This window comes from Stenotrophomonas sp. TWI819 (assembly GCF_039673075.1).
Lineage (GTDB): Bacteria > Pseudomonadota > Gammaproteobacteria > Xanthomonadales > Xanthomonadaceae > Stenotrophomonas > Stenotrophomonas rhizophila_B.
The window spans coordinates 33,129-59,286 of record NZ_JBDJKY010000007.1 but is presented as its reverse complement, the minus strand read 5'-3'; the positions used below and the strand labels follow the sequence as shown (position 1 = coordinate 59,286).

The 26,158-nt window shown below is 67.3% G+C and carries 21 protein-coding genes; 12 read left to right on the top strand and 9 right to left on the bottom strand.

Features of this window, described 5'->3' with window-relative positions:
* Positions 1-27: 27 nt before the first annotated feature.
* The 3 genes from ABE463_RS11250 to ABE463_RS11240 form a co-directional block, all read right to left on the bottom strand.
* Complete coding sequence (locus tag ABE463_RS11250; RefSeq protein WP_346468222.1) at positions 28-2,862, bottom strand: TonB-dependent receptor; 2,835 nt, start codon at positions 2,860-2,862, stop codon at positions 28-30.
* 178 nt (positions 2,863-3,040) lie between these two features.
* Entirely contained in the window at positions 3,041-3,694 is a 654-nt protein-coding gene (locus ABE463_RS11245; protein WP_346468221.1) for a TonB family protein, read from the bottom strand.
* 211 nt (positions 3,695-3,905) lie between these two features.
* A complete protein-coding gene (locus ABE463_RS11240) occupies positions 3,906-4,643 on the bottom strand; it encodes an SIMPL domain-containing protein (RefSeq protein WP_259259587.1) in 738 nt (245 codons plus the stop codon).
* Positions 4,644-4,773: 130 nt separating this feature from the next.
* Here ABE463_RS11240 and ABE463_RS11235 point away from each other — a divergent pair, with 130 nt between their 5' ends.
* The 4 genes from ABE463_RS11235 to tldD are packed head-to-tail and all read left to right on the top strand — an operon-like array spanning position 4,774 to position 12,223.
* On the top strand, positions 4,774-5,355 hold the full coding sequence (locus ABE463_RS11235) for a Maf-like protein (protein ID WP_346468327.1): 582 nt from the start codon (positions 4,774-4,776) through the stop codon (positions 5,353-5,355).
* The gene (gene rng / locus ABE463_RS11230) at positions 5,348-6,835 is read left to right on the top strand and encodes a ribonuclease G (protein WP_259259588.1); all 1,488 of its coding nucleotides are present in this window, start codon (positions 5,348-5,350) and stop codon (positions 6,833-6,835) included. Before ABE463_RS11235 ends, rng begins: the two co-directional genes overlap by 8 nt.
* Before the next feature lie 30 nt (positions 6,836-6,865).
* The gene (locus tag ABE463_RS11225) at positions 6,866-10,723 is read left to right on the top strand and encodes a YhdP family protein (protein ID WP_346468220.1); all 3,858 of its coding nucleotides are present in this window, start codon (positions 6,866-6,868) and stop codon (positions 10,721-10,723) included.
* A 54-nt stretch (positions 10,724-10,777) separates the two neighbouring features.
* The gene (gene tldD, locus ABE463_RS11220; protein ID WP_259259590.1) at positions 10,778-12,223 is read left to right on the top strand and encodes a metalloprotease TldD; all 1,446 of its coding nucleotides are present in this window, start codon (positions 10,778-10,780) and stop codon (positions 12,221-12,223) included.
* Positions 12,224-12,301: 78 nt separating this feature from the next.
* Here tldD and yjgA read toward each other — a convergent pair whose 3' ends face one another.
* On the bottom strand, positions 12,302-12,916 hold the full coding sequence (yjgA, locus tag ABE463_RS11215) for a ribosome biogenesis factor YjgA (protein ID WP_346468219.1): 615 nt from the start codon (positions 12,914-12,916) through the stop codon (positions 12,302-12,304).
* Positions 12,917-12,984: 68 nt separating this feature from the next.
* On the opposite strand from yjgA, the gene pmbA reads away from it, so the two are divergent.
* Both pmbA and ABE463_RS11205 read left to right on the top strand, forming a co-directional pair.
* Entirely contained in the window at positions 12,985-14,352 is a 1,368-nt protein-coding gene (pmbA, locus tag ABE463_RS11210; RefSeq protein WP_346468218.1) for a metalloprotease PmbA, read from the top strand.
* Positions 14,353-14,430: 78 nt separating this feature from the next.
* Positions 14,431-14,808 (top strand): DUF4870 domain-containing protein, encoded by a 378-nt coding sequence (locus tag ABE463_RS11205; protein WP_088434456.1) that lies wholly within the window; start codon positions 14,431-14,433, stop codon positions 14,806-14,808.
* 103 nt (positions 14,809-14,911) lie between these two features.
* Here ABE463_RS11205 and ABE463_RS11200 read toward each other — a convergent pair whose 3' ends face one another.
* The 5 genes from ABE463_RS11200 to ABE463_RS11180 form a co-directional block, all read right to left on the bottom strand.
* Positions 14,912-15,790 (bottom strand): farnesyl diphosphate synthase, encoded by an 879-nt coding sequence (locus ABE463_RS11200; RefSeq protein ID WP_259259593.1) that lies wholly within the window; start codon positions 15,788-15,790, stop codon positions 14,912-14,914.
* Positions 15,787-16,041: an exodeoxyribonuclease VII small subunit gene (locus tag ABE463_RS11195; protein WP_123730589.1), complete on the bottom strand. Its 255-nt coding sequence runs from the start codon at positions 16,039-16,041 to the stop codon at positions 15,787-15,789. The genes ABE463_RS11200 and ABE463_RS11195 overlap by 4 nt, the downstream gene beginning before the upstream one ends.
* A 36-nt stretch (positions 16,042-16,077) precedes the next feature.
* A complete protein-coding gene (gene tilS / locus ABE463_RS11190) occupies positions 16,078-17,367 on the bottom strand; it encodes a tRNA lysidine(34) synthetase TilS (RefSeq protein WP_346468217.1) in 1,290 nt (429 codons plus the stop codon).
* Between the two features lie 66 nt (positions 17,368-17,433).
* Positions 17,434-17,994 (bottom strand): WG repeat-containing protein, encoded by a 561-nt coding sequence (locus ABE463_RS11185; RefSeq protein WP_346468216.1) that lies wholly within the window; start codon positions 17,992-17,994, stop codon positions 17,434-17,436.
* Positions 17,994-19,706, bottom strand: coding sequence for an alkaline phosphatase (locus ABE463_RS11180; protein ID WP_346468215.1), 1,713 nt, complete (start codon positions 19,704-19,706; stop codon positions 17,994-17,996). Before ABE463_RS11180 ends, ABE463_RS11185 begins: the two co-directional genes overlap by 1 nt.
* A gap of 149 nt (positions 19,707-19,855) precedes the next feature.
* Here ABE463_RS11180 and ABE463_RS11175 point away from each other — a divergent pair, with 149 nt between their 5' ends.
* From ABE463_RS11175 to ABE463_RS11150, 6 genes are all read left to right on the top strand, one after another.
* The gene (locus ABE463_RS11175; RefSeq protein WP_259259599.1) at positions 19,856-21,184 is read left to right on the top strand and encodes a dicarboxylate/amino acid:cation symporter; all 1,329 of its coding nucleotides are present in this window, start codon (positions 19,856-19,858) and stop codon (positions 21,182-21,184) included.
* 644 nt (positions 21,185-21,828) lie between these two features.
* Entirely contained in the window at positions 21,829-22,359 is a 531-nt protein-coding gene (locus ABE463_RS11170) for a hypothetical protein (RefSeq protein WP_123730593.1), read from the top strand.
* Entirely contained in the window at positions 22,356-22,994 is a 639-nt protein-coding gene (locus ABE463_RS11165; RefSeq protein ID WP_346468214.1) for a hypothetical protein, read from the top strand. Before ABE463_RS11170 ends, ABE463_RS11165 begins: the two co-directional genes overlap by 4 nt.
* Before the next feature lie 56 nt (positions 22,995-23,050).
* Positions 23,051-24,517, top strand: coding sequence for an adhesin (locus tag ABE463_RS11160; protein ID WP_259259601.1), 1,467 nt, complete (start codon positions 23,051-23,053; stop codon positions 24,515-24,517).
* 156 nt (positions 24,518-24,673) lie between these two features.
* Positions 24,674-25,360, top strand: a complete 687-nt coding sequence (locus ABE463_RS11155) for a C39 family peptidase (RefSeq protein ID WP_260232283.1) — start codon at positions 24,674-24,676, stop codon at positions 25,358-25,360.
* A gap of 9 nt (positions 25,361-25,369) precedes the next feature.
* The gene (locus ABE463_RS11150) at positions 25,370-26,134 is read left to right on the top strand and encodes a hypothetical protein (protein WP_346468213.1); all 765 of its coding nucleotides are present in this window, start codon (positions 25,370-25,372) and stop codon (positions 26,132-26,134) included.
* Positions 26,135-26,158: the final 24 nt, after the last annotated feature.

Genomic DNA, 26,158 nt, shown 5'->3' with positions numbered 1-26,158 from the left:
GCTCCTTGTTCCCCAAGTGCGGCTACCTCATTCGAAGGTGTACTTGGCACCGACGGTGAAGTAGCGGCCGATCGCGCCGCTGAAGTGCAGCGGGTTGTAGTTCACGCCACCATAGGTGGTCGGATCCAGCGGAGCGATGCGGTCGAACAGGTTCTGCACCGAGGCGTTCAACTCGAAGGCTTCGGTGATGTTCCAGCGACCGGACAGGTCGAAGGTGGTGAACGAGGAGATCTTCTCGACGTCGGTGCCGTCGGCATAGGCGAACTGATACGAGCCGTCCGGACCGCGGAAGTCGGTGTTCTCCATCTTGGAGATGTAGTTGGCCACGCCGCTGACGCTCCACGGGCCCTGCTTCCAGGTGGTGCCGAAGTTGATCCGGTCCTTCGGGGTGCCGATGCAGTTGGTGACGTCGCAGTTGCCGTGCGTGCCGGCATAGTCGACGGTAACGTCGGCATCGGTACGCTCGAACTTGAGCACGTGGCTCCACTGCAGGTCCATTTCCAGCTGGCCCGGACCGATGTCGAAGGTCTGGCGGATGTCAGTATCGATACCGCGGACGCGGGTCGATGCAGCATTGATGTACTGCGTATTGACCGCCAGGATGCTGCCGGTACCGGGAACACCATTGAGCAGATTGTTGTCACGCAGCACGTTGCCTGCGGCAATCGCTTCGGCAGTACTGCCCTGGGCGATTTCGTTGGTGCGTTTGATCTGCCAGGCATCCACCGTCATCGAGGTGCTGGAGGTCGGCTGCAGCACCAGACCCACCGAGTAGCTCTTGGACTCTTCCGGCTTCAGGTCTGCGTTGGGGCGGGTGATGATGGCAACCGGCAGTGCGCCGCAATCGTCATCGTTCGCGCCCGGGGCTGGGGTGCCGCCGGGGCAGCGCACGGGATCGGCAGCATTGGAGAATGCGGCCAGGCCGCCGTCGCCGTTCTCGGCCGGGTTCGGCGCGCGGAAGCCTTCGGCATAGCTGCCGCGGACTGCGATCCAGTCGGCCGGGGTCCACTTGATCCCGACCTTCGGGGTCGCCTTGCCTTCGCCGCTCTCATACTTGTCGTAGCGCACCGCACCGGACAACTCCAGCTGCTCCAGCACCGGCGCGGACAGTTCGACGTAGCCGGCATATACGTTCTGGGTGCCGTCATAGGCCGAGTAGCCCAGGCCGATGATCTGGCCCTGGTCGGTGAACGTCTGCGGGGTCAGGCTGTTGCTGGTCTTGCGCCATTCCGTACCCAGCGCCAGGCCGAGCGGGCCGCCCTTCAGGTCCACCAGGCTGCGCGACACGGTGAAGTCGAACATGTCCAGGCTGGATTTGGCGCGTGCGCTGATGTCCGGCGAGATGTAGTCATACAGTGCCTGCGAGTTCAGCCCCGCGTTGTCGCCGATGCGCCACACGCCTGCCGGGCAGGCCGGATTGCCGAGCACGCAACGCACGGCGTCGTAGTTCAGGAAGCCGGTACGCTTGTTGACCAGGTCGGTGCCCGAATGCAGGTAGGCCGTGTCGTAGCTCCACTCGCCCCAGTTGCCCTTGACGCCCACCAGGAAGCGGTTGAACTCGTTGGTATTCTCGGTCACGCGTGGGCCGACATCCCAGGCGGAGTAACGCAGGCGCGAGGCCTGGCCCGGGATCGGGTTGTCCGGGTGGGTCGGGCTGAGCACGGTGGCACCATCGCCGCTGTTGGCATTGACCGGGCCGCCGGGATAGCCCCAGCCACCGGACACGCCGGAAGGCGTGTTGCTGAAGGTGGTTTCTTTCTTCGAGTAGCCGATCTCGGTGTAGATCTCACCGCCCTCGCCAAAGGCGAAGCTGGCGCGGCCGAACACGTTGACGTACTTCTCTTCAGGGGTCAGGTCACGGTACAGCTGCGCGGGATCCCACAGGCAGCCCTGTTGCTGGGCAGTGACATCGTTCTGGCCGGGGATGGTGGTCAAGCCGGCGCAACCTGGCAGCGCGACGAGGAAGGCCGGATCGTCATCCGTGACCGCACGGTCGTCGAACACCGAACCGGTCGGGCCGACGCCGCCACGGGTACCGCCGGACAACGCGGCGCCGCCCAGGAACTGCGCATTGTTGCCATAGCCATACCGGCGGATGTCACCGGTGCCGATCCACTTGCGGTCCTTGCGGTCGCTGATCTTGATCGCGTCGGTCTTGCCGACGTCCAGGCTGAAGAACGCATTCCAGCCGTCGGTGGCCAGATCGCCGGTACCGGCGGTCAGGGTGGCCTTCTTGGCATCGCCGTCGCTGTCGCCGGACAGGCCGTAGGAGGCGCGCAGGATGGCGCCGTTGAAGTCGCTGCGCAGGATGATGTTGACCACGCCGGCGATCGCGTCCGAACCGTAGATCGCAGAAGCGCCGTCCTTGAGGACTTCAATGCGCTCGACCGCATCCAGCGGAATGGTGCTCAGATCGGTGAACACTTTCTGGCCGTCATCGGCCAGGCCATAGGTCGCCATGCGGCGGCCATTCAACAGCACCAGCGTGGAGCCGGCGCCCAGGCCGCGCAGCGAGATGCCTGCGCCACCACCGGCAAAGCCGTTGCCGAAGGTCTTGGGAATGGAGCCCGACCCATCCGCGGTCAGGGTCTGCAGGTACTCGGCGACAGTCGTCTTGCCGGTACGGTCGATCTCCTGGCGGGTGACCACCTGGACGGGGGAGGGGGTTTCGGTGTTGGTGCGGGGGATGTTCGACCCGGTGACGGTGATCCGGTCAAGGTTGGTCGCCTGCTCCTGCGCGAACGCGGAGGACGACGCCATGGCACCCACCAGCAGCAGGGCGCCGCCGGTAAGGATCGTGGAAATGGAGGTGGCCAGGCTGGTGCGGCGGCTGTCGTCGCGGCGTTGGATCGGGTGTTTCACAGCATCTCTCCTGACTGGGAAAACCTAGATGTCAATAAGTCGACACCAGGACGGTGGCAACGGCGCCAATCTAGGTTTGCTGCAGGTGACGCAAGAGTGAAAAATTGCTTAATTGGGGAAAGAAGCTGCGCGTCTCATTGTGTGAATGGGGAGCCCCGTCACGGGGCTCCCGGATCACTCAGCGCGGCAACGTAAAATCGATGGGCACCAGGCCATCGGCCGCAACGGTCTGCCCATCAACGATGGCCGGCACGAAGCGCCAGCGGCGCAGGACCTGCTGGCGGGCCGCCTGGTCAAGCACCCGCGAGCCGCTGCTCTTCTCGATGCTCACCGACAGCGGGTTGCCCTCCGTATCGACCCGGATGCGCAGCAGCACGGTTCCCTGCTGGCCGAGGCGGATCGCTGCGACCGGATACGGCGGTGGAGGTGCGCTGCGGTACTGGAGCTGTGCACCGGCGGCCGGTGCGGGTGCTGCGGGGGCCGACGCCAGTGACGGTGCGGCGGTCTCGCTGGCCGGTAGTGGTGCCACCGCCGGTGCATCATCGAAGGTGGCGGTCGGGGGCGGCAGCGGTGACGGCACGCGTTGCGTGTTCACCGGCACGGTCCGGGGCGGCACCGGGTCCGGATGGCGAGGGGTCAGATCCATCGGTGGCGGTGGCGGAAGCACCCACCTCACCTGAAGGCGTTCGCGCGGTGCCTTGATCAGCGGCTGGGTGGCGGGGATCAACAACAGCATCAGGGCCAGCGCGTGGACAGCGATGGCGGTGCTCCACCCGAGCACGCGGGAGGCGTCGAGATGCAGCGGGACAACCGGGGACGGCGTACGGACCATGCTCCACTTTCCTTGCCAGATGTGCGGGAACATCAACGTGCCTGCGCGGCGCATGGGGTCAGACGGGGCCGCGCAATGACAGCAATACCCGAGCGCGGCGTGGGCCGGAAGTCAGGAGCCGGGTGGGGAGTTGGCTGGCAGTCAGCATCGGGAAGCGCACAGCATGACGGCGCCTTTCGGCGCCGTCATGGAGGACTGACCGGGGCGCGGATCAGCGGCCCAGATCGAACACCACGTCCAGGTTGACCGACACGGTCGATTCGCCGGGCGATACCGGGGTGGATTCGTCGGCGGACATCGGCGCGGCGGCCGCGCGCATCATCATCATCGGGCGGACGTTGCCGCCACTGCCCTCGGAGATGCTCACGATCCGGCGCACGCGCAGACCCAGCGCCTTGGCGTAGGTCTCGGCACGCGCCTGCGCCTTCTTCAGCGCAGCCAGGCGAGCCTCGTCATAGACCGGCTCGGGCTGGTCGATCTCGAACTGCGGGCCGTTGATCTGGTTGGCGCCCTGCGCGGCCAGCACGTCGAGCACCTTGCCGAGCTTGGCGATGTCGCGCACCTTCAGGCTGACCGTGTTGCTGGCCTGATAGCCGGTGATCTTCGGCGCTTCGTTGTCGGCGTAGCGGTACTGCGGGCTCAGGTTGACGCCGCTGGTCTGCACGTCGCGCTCGGCGATGCCGGCAGCCTTGATCGCGGCGAGCACCTTGGTCATCTGCTCGGCGTTCTGGCGCATGGCGCTGTTGCCGTCCACGGCCTGGGTGACCACGCCGGCCGAGAGCGTGGCCACATCCGGCACGCGCTTGGCGTCGGCATTGGCCGAGATGTTGAGCAGGGTGCCGTCAGCCGGTGCGGCGATGGCGGGCAGGGATTGGGCGTGGGCGGTCATCGACGCTCCCAGGGCAAGGGACAGAGCGAGCAGCAACGGGGACAGGGACGGGCGGCGCATGTACATCTCCTTGTGAAGACGTTGAGGTTGGTGTCGGGGCGATGAACGCGTGGTGAGGTTTGATGGGGTTGATCACGATTCGAGCGTGTTGCTCGCGATTCAGACAGTAGGCACAGGTTATGCTTCCTCGATGCTTTATCTTGCCTCTCGATCCCCCCGACGGAACGAACTGCTTGCGCGCCTGGACCGACCGTTCCGGGCGCTCGATCTCGACGTGCCCGAACACCGTGCCGCCGACGAATCGGCGGCCGATTACGTGCAGCGGGTCGCCGCCGACAAAGCGCGCGCCGGGCTGGCCCTGGTCGCGGAGGACCCGGAGGCGGTCGTGCTGGGTTCGGACACCGAAGTGGTGCTCGACGGGCGCGTGTTCGGCAAGCCGGTGGATGCCGCCGACGCCTGCGCGATGCTGCGCACCCTGTCCGGGCGCACCCACCAGGTGATGACCGCCGTGGCGCTGGTCGCTGCGGGCCGGGAGCAGGGCGTGCTGGTGGTCTCGGAGGTGACGTTCGCGGCGATCGATGACGATCGGATCGCGGCCTACGTGGCCAGCGGCGAGCCGATGGACAAAGCCGGTGCCTACGCGATCCAGGGGGGCGCTGAACGATATATCCGCCATCTGGCGGGAAGCTATTCGGGTGTGATGGGTTTGCCCCTGCAACAGACCGAGCAGTTGCTGCAGACGTTCGAACTGAAGGGAGTCGCCCATGTCTGAAGAAATCCTGGTCAATGTCACCCCGCGGGAAACCCGCGTCGCCGTCATCGAAAATGGCATGCTGCAGGAACTGCACATTGAACGTGGCTGGCGCCGCGGCGTGGTCGGCAACATCTACAAGGGCAAGGTGCAGCGGGTCATGCCGGGCATGCAGGCGGCCTTCGTGGAGGTGGGGCTGGAACGCGCGGCGTTCCTGCACGCCAACGATGTGATCCGCCCGGCGCCGGTGGCCAGCCCGGATACCGAAGGCACCACGTTGCCGCCGCCGTCCTCGGTGCCGATTGTCGAGCTGCTGCGCGACGGCCAGGACATCGTGGTGCAGGTGGTCAAGGACCCGATCGGGACCAAGGGCGCCCGCCTGACCACCCAGATCAGCATTCCCTCGCGTTACATGGTGCTGCTGCCGCAGTCCAAGGTGGTGGGCGTGTCGGCGCGGATCGAGGACGAGGCCGAGCGCGCCCGCCTGAAGACCCTGGTGACCGAACTGTCGGCCCAGCACGGGGGCTACGGCTACATCGTGCGCACCAATGCCGAAGGCCAGCCGGCCGAGGCGATCGCCGAAGACGTGGCCTACCTGTCGCGGGTCTGGAACGTGGTGGAGCGCCGTGGCCGCGATGCCGCCCCGCTCAGCGTGATCTATGAAGACCTGAGCCTGCCGCTGCGCTCGGTGCGCGATCTGATCCGCAAGGACGTGGACAAGGTCAAGGTCGATTCCAAGGAGACCTTCAACCAGTTGCAGGCGTTCGTGGCCAAGTACATGCCGGTGCTGGCCGAGAAGCTGGAGCTGTACAGCGGTGATCGCCCGATCTTCGACATGTTCGGGGTCGAGGACGAGATCGGCCGCGCGCTGGACAAGCAGGTCCCGCTGAAGTCGGGCGGCTATCTGGTGATCGACCAGACCGAGGCGATGACCACGATCGATGTGAACACCGGTTCGTTCCTGGGCCAGCGCAACCTCGAAGAGACCGTGTTCCGCACCAATCTGGAGGCCGCGCAGGCGGTGGCGCGCCAGCTGCGGCTGCGCAACCTGGGCGGCATCATCATCATCGACTTCATCGACATGGACGATGCCGAGCACCGCCGCCAGGTACTGCGCACGTTGGAGAAGGCGTTGGCCCGCGACCACGCCAAGACCACCGTCTACGACTTCTCGCCGCTGGGCCTGGTCGAGATGACCCGCAAGCGCACCGTGGAAAGCCTGGAGCGCCAGCTCTCCGAGCCGTGCCCGGAGTGCAGTGGCCGTGGCTCGATCAAGACCGCCGAAACCGTCACCTACGAGATCTTCCGCGAGATCACCCGCGCGGTCCGTCAGTTCGATGCGGCGCGCCTGCTGGTGATCGCCTCCTCCAAGGTGGTCGCGCGCATCACCGACGAGGAATCCACGGCGGTGGCCGAACTGGAGGAGTTCCTCGGCAAGAGCATCCGCTTCCAGGCCGATGAGCAGTACCTGCAGGAGCAGTTCGATGTCGTGCTGCTCTGATCGCGGCCGGTCCGGCAGTCCCACGTTCCGATGAGCACACCGCTGCGCCTGCGCCTGCGCCGGATCCGCCGCCATGCTGTGTATGCGGTGGCGATCCTGCTCGTGGGCGTGGCCCTGCTGGTCGGCACTGCCAGCCAGCTGCTGCCGCTGGCTGAGCGTCACCCGGACAGGGTGGCGGCCTGGTTGAGCGCGCGCGCCGGTCAGCCGGTGCGCTTCGATGCGCTGGAGACCGCCTGGACCCGGCGCGGCCCGCTGCTGCAGCTCAAAGGGCTGCGCATCGGTGAAGGGCAGGGCCTGCGCATCGGCGAGGCCGAAGTGCTGGTGTCCATGTATGCCGGCCTGCTGCCGGGCCACTCGCTGACCGAGCTGCGGTTGCGGGGTCTGGCATTGGTGCTGCAGCGGGCAGACGATGGCCGCTGGTCCGTGCAGGGCCTGCCGCAGCCCAGTGCGGGTGACCCGCTGGAAACACTGCGCCGCTTGGGCGAACTGCAGGTGATCGGTGGGCGCTTGAGCGTCGATGCCCCCTCGCTGGGCGTGAAGGCCGATCTGCCGCGGATCGACCTGCGCCTGCGCGTCAATGGCCAGCGCCTGCGCGTCGGCGCGCGGGCCTGGGCCGACCCGGCCGCACAACCGCTGACGGCGGTGCTGGAGTTCGAGCGCAAGCGTGGCGATGGTCAGGCCTGGTTCTCGGCCGACCCGGCCGATTTCCGGGCGTGGTCCTCGCTGCTGCAGTTCGGCGGCATCGGGCTGCAGCAGGGCACCGGCGAGTTCAATGCCTGGGTGGATCTGCGCGATCACCGGGTGGTGATGGTGACCACCGATGCGGATCTCCAGAATGTCCAGGTGCGCGGCGTCAAACTTGCTGACGGCACCCACCCGCAGCTGGCGCTGGACACGCTGGAGCTGCGCGCGCGCTGGCGCTGGGTGCAGGGTGGCTGGCGCGCTGATGCGCCACGCCTGCGGATCGGCATGGAAGGCAGCACCCAGCAACTGGATGGGCTGCTGCTGGCCGGCGGGCAGCACTTCGCGCTGGCCGGCGACAACATCGATGCCACCGCGCTGCTGCGCGGCCTGGCGCTGACCGACCGGATCGATCCCGACCTGCGCGAGTGGCTGCACGAGGCCGCACCGCAGGTGCGCATGACCCGCGTGCGCGTGGCCGGCGAGCAGGGCGGGCCGCTCTCTGTGGAAGGGGATCTGGAAGACATCCGCTTTGCTGCCGTCGGCCATTCGCCCGGGCTCAGCGGTGTGGGCGGGCGCTTCAACGGCGATGCCGATGGCTTCACCCTGGATCTGCAGCCGCAGCAGGTAATGCATTTTGATTGGCCGAGCGGCTTTGGCGAGCGCCACGACGTGCGTCTGGCCGGCCAGCTGGTGGGCTGGCGCGACGAGGCCGGTGGCTGGCGGATCGGCACCCCGGCGCTGCGCGTACAGGGCACCGATTACGCGGCCGATGTGCGCGGCGGCATCTGGTTCCAGAACAACGGCACGCGCCCGTGGCTGGAGTTGGCGGCCAAGATCGACGATGTGCCGATGACCGCCGCCAAGCGTTTCTGGATCCATTCCAAGATGAGCAAGGCCGCCACCGATTGGCTGGATGCCGCGCTGGTCTCCGGGCAGGTGCGCGATGGCGTGGGCCTGGTGACCGGTGATCTGGAAGACTGGCCGTTCGACAAGAACAATGGGCGCTTCGAAGCGACCGGGCACATTGACAGCGGCAGCATCCGCTTCCAGCACGACTGGCCGGCGATGGACAAGGTGGATGCGGACATCGCCTTCATCGGGCCGGGCTTTGAACTGCACGGTAAAGGCGATCTCGCGGGCGTCGCGGTGGACCACTTCGACGCCGGCATTCCGGATTTCGGCGTGACTGCGCTGTACGTCAAGGCGACCAGCCGCAGCGATGCGGGTGCCCTGCTGGCCATGCTCAAGCAGAGCCCGCTGCAGGCCACCTATGGCGAGACCTTGACCAACCTCACCGCGAAAGGACCCGCAGCCGTCAGCTTCGATCTGCTGCAGCCGCTGCACCACGACGAAGGCGGCGGTCACCTGCAGGGCACGGTCGATCTCAATGGCGCGACGCTCACCGAGAAGCGCTTCGACCTGCTCTTCGAGAACATGCGCGGCAAGGCCCGTTATGGCCATGGCGGCTTCGATGCGGAGCGCCTGGCGGTACGTCACCAGGGCCAGGACGGGCTGCTCAGCCTGCGCGCCGGCGAGTTCGTGCGCGATCCGCAGCAGGCCTTCGAATCCGAACTGACCGCCTCGCTGGAGGCGGGGGCCCTGCTGGACCGCGCCCCGGAATTGAACTGGCTCAAGCCTTACATCCAGGGCACCTCGCGCTGGACCATCGGGGTGACCTTGCCCAAGGTCGCCGCCGGCAGCAAGGTCGAACCGCCGACGGTGCTCAAGCTGCATTCGGATCTGGTCGGCACCACGCTGGAACTGCCGGCGCCGCTGGACAAGCCCGCCGCTACGCCGTTGGCGACGGACGTCACCGCACAGCTGCCGATGGGCAGCGGCCGTGTGGATGTCGCCTTCGGCCAGCGCCTGGCCTTGGCCGCGCGCACGCATGACAACCAGACCGGCGTACAGGTCACCCTCGGCAGCGACCGCGTGGATCGCGATCCGCCGGCCAGCGGGCTGGTCGTGAACGGTCGCAGCGGCTCGCTGGATGCGCTGGAGTGGATCGCGCTGGCCCGCTCGCCGGACGGTGGCGACGGCAAGGACCCGATGCCGCTGCGGCAGGTGGACGTGCAGGTCGGCCAGCTGCTGCTCGCCGGCGGTGTCTTCCCGCAGACCCGGCTGCAACTGCGCCCGACCGGCAACAGCGTGGACGTGCGCATGGACGGCCCCTCGCTGGCGGGCAGCCTGAGCGTGCCCAATGCCGACGGCGGCACCATCGTCGGCAAGCTCAGCCGCGTCCACTGGCAATCGCTGCCGACGCCGGTGAAGCCGCCCAGCGATGGCGCCCCGATCCTGCTGCCGCCGGACGTGGCCCTGCCGGCGCGGGTCCAGGCCAGTGCCAATGACACCAATCCGGCCAAGATCCCACCGCTGTCGCTGGATATCGACGACCTGCAGTTCGGCAAGGCCAAGCTGGGCCAGGCGGTATTGCGCACGCGGCCCATGGCCAACGGCCTGAGCGTGGATCAGCTGCAGTTCCGCGCGCCCAAACAGGAAATCGACGTCAATGGCCGCTGGATGGGCATGGGCGAGGCCGCGCGCAGTCAATTCAACGTGCAGGTCAAGAGCGAGGACCTCGGCGGGCTGATGCAGAATCTGGACTATGGCGGCCAGCTGCGTGGCGGCCAGGGCCAGCTGACCATGACAGCCGGCTGGCAGGGCGGCCCATCCGACTTCCAGCTCGGTGCGCTGCAGGGCCAGCTCGATGTGCAGGCCCGCAACGGCCAGTTGCTGGAACTCGAACCCGGTGCCGGGCGCGTGCTCGGTCTGCTCAGCGTGACCCAGCTGCCGCGCCGGTTGATGTTCGATTTCCGCGACTTCTTCTCCAAAGGCTTCGCCTTCAACCAGGTCGAGGGCAGCGTGGCGTTCGGCGACGGCATGGCCACCACCGACAAGGTCCTGATCGAAGGCCCGGCGGCGAACATCACCATCCGTGGCAAGACCGACCTGCGCCAGCAGCGTTTCGACCAGACCATCGACGTCAATCCGCGCGCGGGCAATCTGCTGACCGTGGTTGGCGCGGTGGCCGGCGGCCCGGTGGGGGCGGCGGTCGGCGCGGCCGCCAATGCGGTGCTGTCCAAGCCGCTGGGCGAGATCGGCGCCAAAACCTATCGCGTGACCGGCCCCTGGGCCGAACCCAAGGTCGATGTGATCGACCGCGACGCAGCGCCCAAGCCGGCCCCGGCCGCACCGGCGCGCTGATCCCTTTCCCGCGCCCGGGTTGCGATTGCGCCCGGCGCCCACAGATCAAAGAGCATGAACAACAACGCACTTTCGCTGGCCACCGACCGACTGCTGCTGCCCGCCGGGCTGGATGCGAACGGTCTGGAACGCACGTTCGGCACCCTGTTGGGCCCGGGCATCGATTTCGGGGATCTCTATTTCCAGCACGCGCGCCGCGAGAGCTGGAGCGTGGAGGACGGCATCGTCAAGGACGGGGCGCATTCGATCGAGCAGGGCGTGGGCGTGCGCGCCATCGCCGGTGAGAAGACCGGTTTCGCCTACTCCGACGACATCCACAGCGACGCGCTGCTGGCCGCGGCCAACTCGGCCCGCGCCATCTCCCGCGAGGGTGGGGCGCAGTCGGCCCGCTCGCTGGTGCGTGGCAGTGGCCGCGCGCTGTACCCGGCACTGGACCCCATCGATGGCATGGGCAACGAGGCCAAGGTCGAGATGCTCAAGCGACTGGACCGCTACCTGCGCGCCGCCGACCCGCGCGTGCAGCAGGTGATGGTCAGCCTGTCCGGCGGCGTGGACACGGTATTGATCGCGCGCAGCGATGGCGTGCTTGCGGCCGACATCCGCCCGCTGGTGCGCTTGAACGTGCAGGTGATCGTCGAGCAGCACGGCCGGCGCGAGTCCGGTTACTCCGGCGGCGGCGGTCGCTACAGCTATGAAGACCTGTTCGCCGAGGGACGCCCGGAAGGTTTCGCCCGCGAGGCCCTGCGCCAGGCGCTGGTGAACCTGGAGGCGATTCCGGCCCCGGCCGGGGTGATGACCGTGGTGCTGGGCCCGGGCTGGCCCGGCGTGCTGCTGCACGAAGCGGTCGGTCACGGCCTGGAAGGCGACTTCAACCGCAAGGGCACCAGCGTCTACGCCGGCCGGATCGGCGAGCGCGTGGCCGCACCGGGCGTGACCATCGTCGATGACGGCACCCTGGACGGACGCCGCGGCTCGCTGAACATCGATGACGAAGGCCACCCGACCCAGTGCACCACGCTGATAGAGGACGGCATCCTGGTCGGCTACATGCAGGATTCGCTCAATGCGCGCCTGATGGGCGTGGCCCCCACGGGTAACGGCCGCCGTGAATCATTTGCGCACATGACCATGCCGCGCATGACCAACACCTACATGCGCGCCGGCCAGCACGATCCGGAAGAGATGATCCGCTCGGTCAAGCGTGGCCTGTACGCGGTCAACTTCGGTGGTGGCCAGGTTGATATCACCAGCGGCAAGTACGTGTTCTCGGCCACCGAGGCCTATCTGATCGAAGACGGAAAAATCACCGCGCCGGTGAAGGGCGCCACCCTGATCGGCAACGGGCCGGAAACCATGCAGAAAGTGCGCATGATCGGCAACGATCTGGCCCTGGACGAGGGCGTGGGCATCTGCGGCAAGGATGGCCAGAGCGTGCCGGTCGGCGTGGGCCAGCCGTCCCTGCTGATCGATGGCATCACCGTGGGCGGCACCCAGGCCTGAGCCGGGATGCAATCGCCTGCGCTGCCTGATCACGCGGCCGCCAGCGGAGTGCTGGCGCCGCCGCGTGAGCGCCGGGACTCAGTCCTCGGCGTTCTCGTCGCTGTCGCTGTCCGTGTCGACCGCGTCGTCCAGCGCGTCTTCGGCGGCGGCATTCACGCCTTCCAGGCCGAGCGCGGCCGGCAGCAGCAGCGCACGCAGCAGCTGGAAGATCTCGCGGTAGGCGCGCGGCGGCTTGTTCTTGGCTTTTTCGGCCTGGGCATTGCGGACCAGCGTACGCAGCTGCTGGCGGTCGGCATGCGGGTACTCGTCCAGCAGCGCGCCCAGTGCCTTGTCGCCGTCCTTGAGCAGGCGCTCGCGCCAGTCTTCCACGCGGTGCATGGTCGCCACTTCACGGCGCGAGGTCTCGCTGTTGGCATCCAGCGCATCGCGGATCGCATCCAGCACGGCGTCGTCTTCGCGGCGCATGTGCTTGGCCAGGAACGCCAGCTGGCGCTTGTGGGCGATATGCGCGGTGATGCGCTTGGCCTCGGCGATGTGCGGCAGCAGATCTTCGGGCACCGGCAGGCGCGCCAGCTGGGCCGCGGTCAGCGAGACCAGCTTCTCGCCCAGGGCCAGCACGTCCAGCGCAGCCCGGCGGTTCTGGCTGCGGCTGATATCAAGGAATTCACCGGTTTCTTCGTCGCGTCCGCGCATCGTCTTATTTCCACATCCGTAAACTGTGCCGGCGTCGCGCCGGGCACTCACCTGTACAGGATAAAGCATTGAACGTGATCTCCCCTGAAGTCTCCCCGGCCGACGACAGCCTGCAGCGCCTGGAGCAGCTGGCCGACATCTCCCAGCGCCTTCTGGAGCGGGCCAAGGCCCTGGGCGCCACCCAGGCCGAAGTCAGCTGCAGCGATGAGCGCGGCCTGGATGTGAACGTGCGCCTGGGCGAGGTCGAAACGGTCGAGTCCACCCGTGACCGCGGCATCGCCGTGACCGTCTACTTCGGCCAGCGCAAGGGCAGCGCCAGCACCGCTGACCTGCGCGAGAGCAGCCTGGAGTCGACCGTGGCCCAGGCCTGCGCGATCGCCCGCCACACCGAGGACGACGAGGCCGCCGGGCTGGCCGAGGCGGCGCTGATGGCCCGTGAGTTCCCGGATCTGGACGGCTGGCACCCCTGGGAGCTCAGCGCCGATGCGGCGCTGGATCTGGCGCTGGCCTGCGAAGCGGCGGGTCGCGAGGCCGACACCCGCATCAGCAATTCCGACGGTGCCTCGGCGGCGACCGCGCAGAGCCTGTCGGTGTATGCCAACTCGCATGGTTTCATCGGCCGCGAGCGCAGCAGCCACCACTCGATCGGCTGTGCGCTGATCGCCGGGCAGGGCGATGGCATGCAGCGCGACGGCTGGTACAGCAGCGCGCTGGCCCGCGAAGATCTGGACGATGCCGCGTCGATCGGCCGCCGTGCCGCCGAGCGCACCGTCGCCCGGCTGGACCCGCGCTCGATGACCACGGCGCAGATGCCGGTGCTGTATTCGCCGGAGGTGGCCCGCTCGCTGATCGGCCATCTGCTCGGTGCCGTGTCCGGCGGCGCGCTGTACCGTCGCGCCAGCTTCCTGCTCGACAGCGTCGGCACGCGCCTGTTCCCGGACTGGTTCGGCATCGAAGAGCTGCCGCTGCTGCGCCGTGGGCTGCGCTCGGCCGCTTTCGATGGCGATGGCGTGGCCACGCGCAATTCGGCGCTGATCCGCGATGGCGTGCTGGAGCGTTACGTCCTCGGCAGCTACTCGGCGCGCAAGCTCGGCCTGCCGACCACCGCCAACGCCGGTGGCGTGCACAACCTCAAGGTCACCGCCAACGCAGGTGATCTGGTCTCCATTGCCCGGCAGATGGGCAACGGACTGCTGGTCACCGAACTGATGGGGCAAGGCGTCAACAGTGTCACCGGCGACTACTCGCGCGGCGCCGGCGGCTTCCGCGTGGAGAACGGCGAGATCAGTTACCCGGTCGATGGCATCACCATCGCCGGCAACCTCAAGGACATGTTCGCCAGCATCGAAGCGGTGGGCACCGACATCGACACGCGTTCGCACGTGCATACCGGCTCGATCCTTGTAGGACGAATGACCGTTGCCGGTAACGATTGACGTATTCTATGGGGGCTGCCCTGGCAGGCGGGGAGCCTGCCGCGTGCACTACCCATTACCTCGAACAAGGAGTTTCACGTGAGCGATTTCGACAACGTCACCACCCCGCCGCCGCCGGTGAGCGCACCGGCCCCGGCCGAACAGCGCACCATGGCCCTGGTGGCCCACCTGCTGGGTATCTTCACCTGGTTCCTCGGCCCGCTGATCATCTGGCTGATCAACAAGGACGACAGCAGCAAGAGCTTCGTCACCGATCAGGCCAAGGAAGCGCTGAACTTCCAGATCACGATCACCATCGCCATGCTGATCTGCATCGTGCTGACCATCGTCATCATCGGTGGCCTGCTGGCCCCGATCGTCGGCCTGCTCAACGTGATCTTCTGCATCATTGCAGCGGTCAAGGCCAACAACGGCGAAGCCTACCGCTACCCGTTCGCCCTGCGCCTGATCAAGTAATCGATCCGCAGCGCTGGAACGAAAAAACGCCCGGGATTCCCGGGCGTTTTTTTGTGTCCTGGCGTTGTAGGGCCACGCCATGCGTGGCGGCCTGCGTGATCGCTCAGTGATCCCGCTCAACCGCCAGCCTGGCCAGCGCACGCAGGGCATCGGCCGCCTCGCCATAGCCGGCCAGACCGTCGAACATCTGCTCGGTCAGGGTGCGCAGATGCGCCTTGGCGCCGTCCATGCCCAGCAGCGCCGGGAAGGTCGACTTGGCCTGCGCCTCGTCCTTGCCGGCGGTCTTGCCGAGCTGTTCGGAACTGGCTTCGACATCGAGGATGTCATCGCGCACCTGGAAGGCCAGGCCCAGCGCGGAGGCAACCGTATCCAGCGTCGCCAGATCAGCCGCGGGCGCCTGCCCACACAGCGCGCCCATGCGCACCGCAGCGCGGATCAGCGCGCCGGTCTTGAGCGCATGCATGCGTTCAAGATCCTGCAACGGCTGCTGATGGCCAGTAGCGTCGATATCCAATGCCTGGCCGCCGCACATGCCGGCAGCGCCGGAGGCGTGCGCCAGGGTCTGCAGGCAATCCACGCGCAGCTGCGCCGGCAGAGCCGCATCGGCCAGCAGGCTGAACGCACGCGTCTGCAGGGCATCACCGGCGAGGATCGCGGTGGCTTCATCGAACGCGATATGCGTGGTCGGGCGGCCGCGCCGCAGGGCGTCATCGTCCATCGCCGGCAGATCGTCGTGCACCAGCGAGTACGCATGGATCAGCTCCACCGCCATCGCAGGCGCATCCAGCGCGCTCTCGTCAGCGGTGAAGATCCGGCCGCTGGCATACACCAGCAGCGGTCGCATCCGTTTGCCACCACCCAGCACCGCATAGCGCATCGCCTGATGCAGACCACGCGGGGCGTCGGAGGGTGAGGGCAGGCGGGCGTCGAGCTGGTGTTCGATCCGGTCGCGCCACCGCGCGAACGTGGCCTCAACCGTCATGGCTGGGGCGGGTCGAAGGGTTCGGCGGTCTCGGGCTGGGCCGGATCGCTGAGCAGGCGCACGCGCAGTTCGGCCTGTTCCAGCGCCTGCTGGCACTGGCGGTACAGACCGACGCCACGTTCGTAGGCGCTGAGCGATTGTTCCAGGCTCATTTCGCCGGTTTCCATCTTCTCCACCAGTTGCTCCAGTTCTTCCAGCGACTGCTCGAAGTGGGCGACCGGGGAGGTTTCATTGGGGGACTTTTTTGCCATGCGACAAGTGTGGGCCGCTGGCCCGGCGGGGTCAATTCACGCCGCGCCCGGGGTCCACTGCAACTGCGCATGATGGGCCAGCAGCCACGGCTGCAGTGCCGCACCGATCACCCGGTCACCCGCGGCCAGCAGCGTGTCTTCATCGAACAGCAGTGGCAGCTGACGGCGCTGCCACGGTGGCAAGCCCTGCTGCTGCAGCAGATCCTTGAGTGCGTGGGAATGCGTGCGCCCCGGCAGCTGGATGCGCTCGCCGCCGCGACGGGCGCGGATCTGCACGGGCGTATCGAAACCGTCGGTGGTGCCGAGCAGGCGCAGCTCGCCGCCATCGGGCAGCGCAAGCGGCGCACGGCCATCCCAGTGCACGCTCCAGTCGGCCGGCAGCGCCAGACTGGCCGAGAGCAGGTGAAGCTGCCCGCGCCAGCGGCGGATGCGGGCACCCTGCCAGGCAAACTGCGCGTCGGCATGGTGCGCGGCCGGGAGCAGTTCGCGTTCGACCGCCTCGACCCCGGCGGCCGGCAGTGGCGGCAGTCCGCTGCCGCGCACCCAATGGCGCAGCAACCGCGCGCGCCGCTCGACCGGTTGGCGCATCAGGCGCGCGCAGTCGATCACGCCGGGGCCGACGCTGCAGCGTTCCAGCGCGTCGCGGTCGGCACTGTCGAGCAGATGCTGGGACTGTGCGGACAATGCCGCGCTGCGCGCGAATGCAGCGTCGGCCTGTGGCCAACGCTGACGCAGTTGCGGCAGCACGTGCAGGCGCAGGAAATTACGGTCGGCGTCATCGCTCGCGTTGCTGGGGTCTTCGATCCACTCCAGACCTTCGGCCTGCGCATGTGCGCGCAGGGCGCTGCGCGGAACCTCCAGCAACGGCCGCCACACGGTGCCGGCGCCGAATGCGCTGGTGACCTGCATGGACGCCAGCCCATCCACGCCGGAGCCGCGCAACGCCCGCAGCAGGAAGGTCTCGGCCTGGTCCTCGCGGTGATGGGCCAGTGCCAGCCGCTCGCCAGGCAACAGCTGTGAAGCGAATGCGTCGCGCCGGGCATGCCGCGCGGCAGCTTCCAGCCCCTGGCCCTGGTGACGGGGTACCTGCACGCGGATCACCCGCAGCGCAATGTTCCAGCGTGCGCAGACCTGCGTGCAGTGCACGGTCCATGCATCGGCCTGCTCCTGCAGGCCATGGTGGATATGCACGGCGCGCAGGCCGGCGGTGCGCTGGGCCGCCGAGGTGGCCAGCCAATGCAGCAGGACGGTGGAATCGAGCCCGCCGCTGAAGCCCACCAGCACGGGGTGGACGACAGAGGGCGGTGGCGGCAGCAGGGACGTCATGGGCAGTGCGATCTCAGGCAGACCGGCAGTATCGGTGCTGCGTGGCGACGATGCCACGCGCGGGGATCACGGCGCGTCGGCATCCATCGCCGGACGCCCCTGCCGATCGATGCGATACCAGGTGCCACCGACCATCGCGGTGTGGCCATGATCATCCGGCGTGCCTGGCCGGCAGCCTTGGCAGACCCGGGCGACCCCGTCATCGAACGCCCAGCCGAAATCGAACGTGCCCGGGAACGCCTGGCGCAGCTGCGTATCGAAATAGCCGATGCGCGCGCCCACGCGGCCGCGCACCAAGCCTTCCACGACGTAATCCGGGCCGTTGTCGAAGGTGATCACCGGCAGTTGACGGCCATCGGCACGGACATAGTGGAATCCACCGCCAGCGTAGACCGCTGCCAGCCCGTCCTGATCGTAGGACAGCGACGCCAACGCGTTGGTCTCAAGCGCAAGACGGCCGTTGAGCCACTGGCACCCGGCCAAGGGCTGCAGGCCGTCTTCCTCGGTGAAGGCGGTGCACGCGGTGCCGGCGCCCCAGGCCATGCCGGAGCCAAGCAGACCGGCCACCAGCAACAGGGGCCGCGCGAGGCGGCCCCTGTTGGTTGCGTGGCGAAGAAGCCCACGCATTACTTGCTGTCGCCGGCCGGGCGCTCGAACGCGGTCGGCTTGGGCAGCTCGACCGGCACGCCCTTGGCGTCGCAGGTGCCGGCATCGCACAGGCGCTGACGCAGGCGCGGTGTGGCCTGCACGATCATGTGGTAGATCGCGTTCTGCTCCATCGTGCCGCGCACGGCCTTGCTGCCCGGGCCACGTGCCCAGATGCCGACGTCTTCGCCGCCATGCGATTCGCTCTTGGCGGGTACCAGCGCTTCCTGCATGTAATCAGGATGCTCGGTATCCACCGCGGTCAGGTCCGGCCGGCCGGTGCTCGGATCGAAGCTGCTCGGGTTGTGCGGGTACTGCTTCGGGCCGACCGGCTGCTGGTTGGTGGCACCGGTGTAGCCCGGGCCGTTGGCGTAGGTCAGGGTGGTGTAGGGCAGGCCCAGGCCATCGCGGGCCAGGTCCAGCTTGCCGGCCCCGTCTTCGCCGCCCTTGTCCTTGACCTTGCCCAGGATCGGGTTGCCACGTGCCGGGTAACCGACGAAGTTCAGCGTGTGCGAATGGTCGGCGGTGACGATGATCAGGGTGTCCTGGTCGGAGGTCGCCTCGACGGCCGCGCGCACCGCATCGGACATCGCCACCGTATCGGTCAGTGCGCGGTAGGCGTTGCCGCTGTGGTTGGCGTGATCGATGCGCGCGCCTTCCACCATCAGCACATAGCCTTCCTGGTGGCGCGACAGGTTGGCGATCGCCGCCTGGGTCAGCTCGGCCAGGCTCGGCTCACCGGCCGGATCGTCCTTGCGCTCGGCCTCGTAACGCATGTGGTCCGGTTCGAACAGGCCCAGGATGGCCGGTGCCTTCGACGCGGCCTGCAACTGTTTGGCATTCCACACGTAGGCACCCTGCGGGTGCGCCTGCTGCCACTCGGTCACCAGGCTGCGCCCGTCCAGGCGCTGGCCGACCTTGTCGTCGTATTCCGGATCGCGTTCTTCAACCGTGGTGAATTCACCACGACCACCGCCGAGGGCGACCAGCGGGCCGCGCCCGAAGCGCGAGGTCGACAACAGCTGCTGGGCGATATCGCGGCAGCCGGCGGCCTTCGCCTCTTCCGGCACGTCGGTATCGTTTTCCCAGTTGCGCTCCGGCGAGTGGGCGTAGGTCGCCGCCGGGGTGGCATGGGTCAGGCGTGCGGTGGAGACCACGCCGGTCGCCATGCCGGCGCTGTCAGCCAACTGCAGCCAGGTCAGCAGCCCCTTGTTCAGGCTGTCGGCGCAGTCGTTGCGGGTGCCCGCGCTGACGCCGATCGCGCCCATGTGCGTCTTCACGCCGGTGGTGATCGCCGTCATCGTGCCGGCCGAATCCGGCGTCTGCGAATCGGTGTTGTAGGTCTTGCTGAACGCCGTGGCCGGGAACTGCTCCCAGGACAGCAGGTTTTCCTCGCCCGGGCGGCCATTGCGCTGGCCTTCGAAGATGCGCGCCGCCGCCACCGTGGTCAGGCTCATGCCATCGCCCAGGAACAGGATGACGTTTTTGGCCTTGCCGTCCATGGCCCCGGTGCTGGCTGCACGCGCCGCGCCGCTGCGGTACCACCACTGCGGGGTCTCCCCGGCGGGGTGGGCAATGGCCGGCACATCGACCTGGACCGCGCCAACAGCGGCGCTGGAGGAGGGAGCGGTACTGGCGCAGGCGCCGAGCAGCAGGGTGGTGACGGCGGCCACCAGAGGCGTGAAACGGGACATGGACGGGCAAATCTCGCATGTGAAACGGGCGTTCATTATGCAGAACGCCGCAAGGCACGCCGATGACACGCTGATTTTCCGTGTACGCCTCGTTCCAGCGCCCCGCTTGGGCTAAGGTGCCTAGCTGTCAAATCATCTCTGGAACGCGCATGAAGCTGGTCTCTGCCTGGCTGCGGATCCCCTTCTGGCAACGGGTCCTGGGCGGCTTCGTGCTGGGTGCCTTGGCCGGCTGGCTGCTCGGGCCCGCGGCTGAAACCTGGTTCGGCCCGCTGGGCGATCTCTACGTCACCCTGATCAAGATGATCGCGGTGCCGCTGGTGTTCTTCGCCGTGATCAATGCCATCTCCTCGCTGCACGGGCAGAAGTCCGTGGCGGCCCTGGGCGGGCGCACCTTCCTGTGGTTCATCATCACCGCCGCCCTGGCGGTCTGCGTGGGCCTTGGCGTCGGCACCGTCATGCAGCCCGGCAGCGGCGCGCTCAGTCTCAGCATGGACCACGGCTACACCCCGCGCGAAGTGCCCAGCGTGATCAAGGTGCTGATGGATGTCGTGCCCTCCAACGTGTTCTACGCGTTGACCGGCATCGGTACCCGCATCAACAGCGCCGGTGAAACCGTCCTGGCCGCCGGGCGCGGCTCGATCCTGCCGGTGATCTTCTTCGCCGGCCTGCTCGGTTTTGCGATGGTCAAGCTCGGCGACAAGGTCAGCGAAGCGCGCAAGCTGACCGGGCAGATGAGCGAGATCATGATCCAGGTGACCCGCTTCGTGCTGGAGATCACCCCGCTGGGCACCTTCGGCCTGATCGCCGGCCTGGTCGGCAGCTACGGCTTTGAAAAGCTGCTGCCGCTCGGCAACTTCGTCCTCGCCCTGTACATCGCCTGCGCCGTGCACATCGTCGTGGTCTACGGCAGCCTGCTGCTCATGCACGGCCTGAACCCGCTCAAGTTCTTCCGCGGCGCCGCCCCCGGCATGCAGGTCGCCTTCGTCAGCTCCTCCAGCTTTGCGGCCATGCCCGCGGCGATGCGCTCGATCACCCACAACCTGGGCGTCAACAAGGACTACGCCTCCTTCGCCGTTCCCCTCGGCGCCAGCATCAAGATGGACGGCTGCGGCGCGATCTATCCCGCCCTGTGCGCGGTCTTCATCGCCCAGTACACCGGCGTGCCGCTCACCCCCGAGCAGTACATCGTGGTCCTGATCGCCTCGGTCCTCGGCAGCTTCGGCACCGCCGGCGTCCCCGGCACCGCGGTGGTCATGGCCACCGTCGTGCTCAGCGCCGCGAACCTGCCGCTGGAAACCATCGGTTACCTCTACGCCATCGACCGCATCCTGGACATGATGCGCACCATGACCAACGTCACCGGCCAGATGCTGGTCCCGGTCATCGTCGCCAAAGAAACCGGCCTGCTCGACCGCGAGATCTACGACAACCCATCCACCAACCTCGGCGTGGATGAGGGCGAAGAACGAACGTCCTGATGCAGGCACGAACGCAGCACCCAAAGACCGGCGAGAGCCGGTCTTTTTTTCGGCTTGGGGTCGTCGCGAGCGTTACGCCCCGAAGCGACCGGCAGGCCCCTCGGCAAATGTCCCCCGGCCGCCGCCTGGCGGCGACGGCCTCCTCCTTGATTTTGCCCAGGCGCCTACCGGCCGCTTCGGGGCTCGTGCGCGGTGGTAGGCGTACTGCAAACCGGTTGCCGTGAGGCGCCAGTGACTGGACACGATGGGCCGCGCTGCGCTTGTGGGCGAAATCAAGGAGGAGGGGACGGACGCAGGCCGGCGCCGGGGGACATTCGCCGGCAAGCGTGGCGTGGCCCAGCGCTCGGCGCACCGGCCGCCTCCGCCAGTAAGTGAAGCGCTACGGTCGCCAGGAAACCACCCTGAACCCGCACCGTAAACCCCTGTATCACCCGGTGTAACACCCCTGATACACCCGCACCACGCTTGCCTGTCAGCACCACGTGATCACCGCATCACCCTATTCATTGCCTCGGACACCAACGTTGCTGTAACAGCAATGTTGCGCGCCATTAACCCGACTCCCACGAAAACCCCGGAAACACAGGCATCCGGAACTTGGCACGAATGCTGCTCCAACCCCTCGCATGTAATCGGAGGTCGCCATGGACAGCGTTGCCGCACACCGCACACGACACACCACACTCTGGCTGCTCGCCGTTGCACTCATCGTGCCGGCGGCCGCCAACGCCTCCGGCGCACGCCAGGGCGTCAAACCCCAGCCCGGCGAAATCGTCCTCCTGCGTGACGTCTCCGCACGGCCGGCTTACCGTCCGGCACCGCCCGGCATGGCGCTGATCGCCGACCCCTCGCCGCGGCGCGAAATCGGCCAGGCCCTCGGTACCTCCACCGGCATGGACGAACTCAGCGACGATGACTACGCCTCGCTCGGTTCCAACACCGGCGCCGGCATCCCGCGCAGCGCCACCACCATCGAGCGTGTCACCGGCCACACGGTCAGCGGCACCCTCGGCAAGGTCACCGACAGCGGCATGCTCTCCAGCGGCCAGCTCAGCAACACCATCGGCGGCCCCATGGGCGCGGTCGGCAACGCCACCCGCGGCATCGGCGACCAGGTCCGCGGCGCACTTGCCCAGTTCCCGCTCGGCCAGCCTGCAGGCGGACCCGGCAAATGAACACCGTCCTGCGCACTGCACTGCTGACCGGCCTGCTGCTCGCCCCGGTGGCCGCACACGCACAGCAGGCCAACGACTACGCCGCGATGCTCTCCTACCTCAATCAGAGCCGCATCGACGGCCGCACCCTGGCCGGCGCCGACGGCGCCATGACCGTCAACATGGTCGCCGGTGATCTCAACCAGCAGGCCAACCTGATGGGCATCGCCAACGGCCGCAACGCCAGCATCACCGTGGATGCGCGCCAGCAGCAGTCCAACAACCTCAGCCTCAGCGACACCGCCATGGACGCCAGCGCCACGCTCGGCGGCCAGGCACTCAACGGCGCCCGAGGCGTGGCATCGATCAACCAGGCCAGCGGCAACGGCAACGCGACGCTCAACGTCGTCACTGCCACGCTGGCGCAACAGGGCATACGCGAAACGAACGACGAGGCTTTGGCCGCGTCGGGCGCACTCGCGTCAGCAGGGGGGCAGGGGGCCGTCAACAGCGGTCGGTCGGCCGGAACTCGCAGGGTGGCGGTCGAAGCCTCCGCACTGCAGGGATTCGACGGCGTCCTGCAACTCAATCAGATCGCGGGATCCGGCAACGCCACCGCAAACCAACTGAGCATTTCGGTGCAGTCCACCCCGTGAGTAGTCACATCCACCCGATTGTCTGTGATGAGAGAGAGGGCACCATGAACACCAACATGAAACGGACCGTACTGGCCATCGCCGTCGCCGCTGCATCCGCCTCCGCCGGCGCCAATGGCTGGGGCAATGACCGCGACAACCAGAACCAGAGCGCCAACATCAACCACCTGCACAACGTGGCTGAAACGCGCACCAACACCAACACCGATACGAACACCGAAACCAATACCACCACCAACACCGATACCGATTCGCGCACCTGGAACCGGACCTGGAACAACACCCGCAACAACAACAGCACCACCAACACCACCATCAACGACAACGTGACGAGCAACACCAACGTCACCAGCAACCGCGACGTGACCAGCAACCGCAACGTCACCGAGAACGTCAACAAGACCAGCAACATCCAGGCCGACGAACGCCAGGAAAAGAACAACCACGGCGTTGACGTGAACATCGAGAAAGACCTGCGCCTGAGCTCGGACATCAGCTTCTCGGGTGATCCGGAAATCACCGGCTCGATCGATATCGACTCGGCCGCCATCGCCATCATCGACAACCGCCAGTCGGTCACCAACAATCTGGCCGGCAACACCCTGGTGACCAACAGCGCCTCGATCGCCGATGACGTCGGTGCCGATGCCTCCGGCAACCTGGGCTTCAACGTCGCCGCCGGTGACAACAACGCGCAGGACAACGCCGCGTCGCTGTCCGCGGCCGATGCGTCCTTCAGCTTCGGCATGGCCGATGCGGAGGTCTTCGTCAACCAGTACGGCGGTGGCAACACCACCATCAATTCGGGCGTGACCAACGCCGCGGGCCTGGGTGGCAATGCCTTCAGCGGTGCGTCCGGCAACATCGGCGCCAACGTCGCCTCGGGCAACAACAACGAGCAGAAGAACGCGCTCGCCGCCTCGGTCGCCACCAGCGCCTATGCAACCTCGAGCATCAGCTCCAACCAGGTGTCCTCCGGCAACACCGTCAGCAACGCCGGCTACCTGCAGTCGATGACCGACACCGTGGACGTGAACCTGAGCGGTCGCGTTGCCGGTGCCACGTTGGCCGTCGGTGCGGGCCGTTACAGCGGTTCGGGTAGTGCCTACCAGAAAGACAACTACTACCTGGATACCTGGAGTGGCGCGCTGGATCACCCGAGCGGCAGCGAAACCGGTCATATCGACATGGATAGCGATATCCAGAATGCCACGGCCAACCCGAATCGTCCGGGCGTAGGCGGCATTGCGTTCGACACCGAAGAGCGCGGCACCAGCCAGTTCGTTGAACTGGGCATCGCCGACCTCTACGCGAGCCTGAGCGGCACCGTCTCCACCACCCGCTGGGTGAACGTGGATGCCACCAACACCGCGGCATTGTCCGGCAGTGCGTTCTCCGGCGCCTCCGGCAACATCGGGGTGAACGTGGCCTCCGGTACCGGCAACCTGCAGGCCAACAGTCTGGCCCTGGCGGTTGCGCAGCCCTCCACCGGCGGCGGTGGTGGCGGCGGTCCGGAACAGTAAGTCTGTCCGTTTTCGCAAGCAGTACGCGTTGAGCGCAACAAACCCGGTCATCCGCCAATGACCGGGCTCCCCGGGAGCCCCTGTCCCTTCTCCCCCTTGGGGCAGGGGCTCCTTCCTGAGCCGGAGTACTACATGTCCAGTCGTATGCGCACGTGGATGCTGGTGTGGACACTGTCGATGCTGATGATGCCGATGGGCAGCGTACGCGCCGGCGATGTCGGCTTCAGTGGCGTACTGCCCAACGGGGCGGTGCTCACCCAGCGTGTGGAAAGCATGCAGGAACGGCGCTTCCGCAATGTCGTACGGCAACACACCGATTACAGCTGTGGCGCAGCTGCCCTGGCCACGATCCTGCGCTATGCCTACCACTTGGAGGCAGATGAGAGCACGGTGATCGAAGGGATGATGGGGGTCTCGGATCCACAACTGGTCCACCAGCGCGGTTTCTCGCTGCTGGACATCAAGCGTTACGTCGAATCGATGGGCATGCGTGGACGCGGCTACCGCGTCAATGAAGAGCGCCTGCGCTCACTGCGCGTGCCCGGGCTGGTGCTGATGGATGTGCGGGGCTTCCGCCACTTCGTGGTCCTCAAACAGGTCCGTGGCGATGTGGTGGATGTGGCCGACCCGATCCTGGGCAACCGCAGCATTCCCGTCAGCGAATTTCTTCAGGCGTGGCCGTCGCGCGCCGTGTTTGTCGTGATCGGCAGTGACTTCGATCGCAACACGGCACTGCTGCAGCCCGGCGAACGGCCGAGTGCCCGTTCGCTGTATGCCAGGCAGGGGCCGATCACCGACGCGGAACTGGTCGATTTCGGATTCACCCATGCCGATCTGTTTTAAGGAGGCACCATGAACATCGCAACCTGGACGCCCGGCATTATGTTGCTCGCCCTGCTGGGCACCGCGCCGGCGCATGCCGACGAGAGCCGACCCGGCAAGGGGTTGAGCGAAATCCCCGATCCGGAATTGAATCTCATGCGGGGGCGCTACACCGTCGGTGGCAACACCGTGGCGTGGTTCGGCGTCACCATGGTCTCGCAATGGCAGACCTCCGGTGGGCAGTCCGCACAGAGCGCGCTGAAGCTGGGCATGGACTTCAGCCACGGCGGCAGCACACCGAAGATCAGCTTCGCACCGAGCGTGAGCGTGACCGCCGCTGATGCGCCGCTGCCGGTGACACCCGGGCGCAGCGTGGATTCCACCGGGCTGCAGAACGTGGCCGGCCTCAGTCAGAGCATCCAGGTGGCCGGTGACGGCAACCTGGCCAGCAACGCCACCCAGCTCACCGTACGCGATGGCGTGGCACCCACGCCTACCGGCGAAGGCGTGAACCTGGCCAGCGTGCAGCAGGGCGGCGTCAGCGCGCTGGCCCAGCTGGAAGGCAACACGGCCAAGGTGCAGTTGCAGATCGAGGGTGTCGGTGCGGTCCAGCAATGGATCCGCAATGGCAGCGTCGGCCAGAGCATCGCGCTGGGCAGTGATGGACAGTCGGTCACCAACCGGCTGCAGATCGACCTCGTGAGGCAATCGCTGGCCAACAACGTTCCGCTCAACCAGAACGTGGCGCAGGCGATGACGCTGGTACGCGGCGTAGGCATGGGACCGGGCCAGTGATCCATCGGCCCGGCAGGGGGGAGC

What these genes read in the sequence shown, in the direction of transcription:
- ABE463_RS11200 (WP_259259593.1), bottom strand. Translation starts at nt 15,790, where the DNA reads ATGACGGTTGAGGCCACGTTCGCGCGGTGGCGCGACCGGATCGAACAC.
- ABE463_RS11225 (WP_346468220.1), top strand. Translation starts at nt 6,866, where the DNA reads ATGAGCACACCGCTGCGCCTGCGCCTGCGCCGGATCCGCCGCCATGCT.
- ABE463_RS11240 (WP_259259587.1), bottom strand. Translation starts at nt 4,643, where the DNA reads ATGCGCCGCCCGTCCCTGTCCCCGTTGCTGCTCGCTCTGTCCCTTGCC.
- ABE463_RS11160 (WP_259259601.1), top strand. Translation starts at nt 23,051, where the DNA reads ATGAAACGGACCGTACTGGCCATCGCCGTCGCCGCTGCATCCGCCTCC.
- ABE463_RS11150 (WP_346468213.1), top strand. Translation starts at nt 25,370, where the DNA reads ATGAACATCGCAACCTGGACGCCCGGCATTATGTTGCTCGCCCTGCTG.
- ABE463_RS11245 (WP_346468221.1), bottom strand. Translation starts at nt 3,694, where the DNA reads ATGGTCCGTACGCCGTCCCCGGTTGTCCCGCTGCATCTCGACGCCTCC.
- ABE463_RS11180 (WP_346468215.1), bottom strand. Translation starts at nt 19,706, where the DNA reads ATGTCCCGTTTCACGCCTCTGGTGGCCGCCGTCACCACCCTGCTGCTC.
- ABE463_RS11170 (WP_123730593.1), top strand. Translation starts at nt 21,829, where the DNA reads ATGGACAGCGTTGCCGCACACCGCACACGACACACCACACTCTGGCTG.
- tldD (WP_259259590.1), top strand. Translation starts at nt 10,778, where the DNA reads ATGAACAACAACGCACTTTCGCTGGCCACCGACCGACTGCTGCTGCCC.
- ABE463_RS11155 (WP_260232283.1), top strand. Translation starts at nt 24,674, where the DNA reads ATGCTGGTGTGGACACTGTCGATGCTGATGATGCCGATGGGCAGCGTA.
- ABE463_RS11165 (WP_346468214.1), top strand. Translation starts at nt 22,356, where the DNA reads ATGAACACCGTCCTGCGCACTGCACTGCTGACCGGCCTGCTGCTCGCC.
- rng (WP_259259588.1), top strand. Translation starts at nt 5,348, where the DNA reads ATGTCTGAAGAAATCCTGGTCAATGTCACCCCGCGGGAAACCCGCGTC.
- ABE463_RS11185 (WP_346468216.1), bottom strand. Translation starts at nt 17,994, where the DNA reads ATGCGTGGGCTTCTTCGCCACGCAACCAACAGGGGCCGCCTCGCGCGG.
- ABE463_RS11235 (WP_346468327.1), top strand. Translation starts at nt 4,774, where the DNA reads ATGCTTTATCTTGCCTCTCGATCCCCCCGACGGAACGAACTGCTTGCG.
- ABE463_RS11195 (WP_123730589.1), bottom strand. Translation starts at nt 16,041, where the DNA reads ATGGCAAAAAAGTCCCCCAATGAAACCTCCCCGGTCGCCCACTTCGAG.
- tilS (WP_346468217.1), bottom strand. Translation starts at nt 17,367, where the DNA reads ATGACGTCCCTGCTGCCGCCACCGCCCTCTGTCGTCCACCCCGTGCTG.
- ABE463_RS11175 (WP_259259599.1), top strand. Translation starts at nt 19,856, where the DNA reads ATGAAGCTGGTCTCTGCCTGGCTGCGGATCCCCTTCTGGCAACGGGTC.
- yjgA (WP_346468219.1), bottom strand. Translation starts at nt 12,916, where the DNA reads ATGCGCGGACGCGACGAAGAAACCGGTGAATTCCTTGATATCAGCCGC.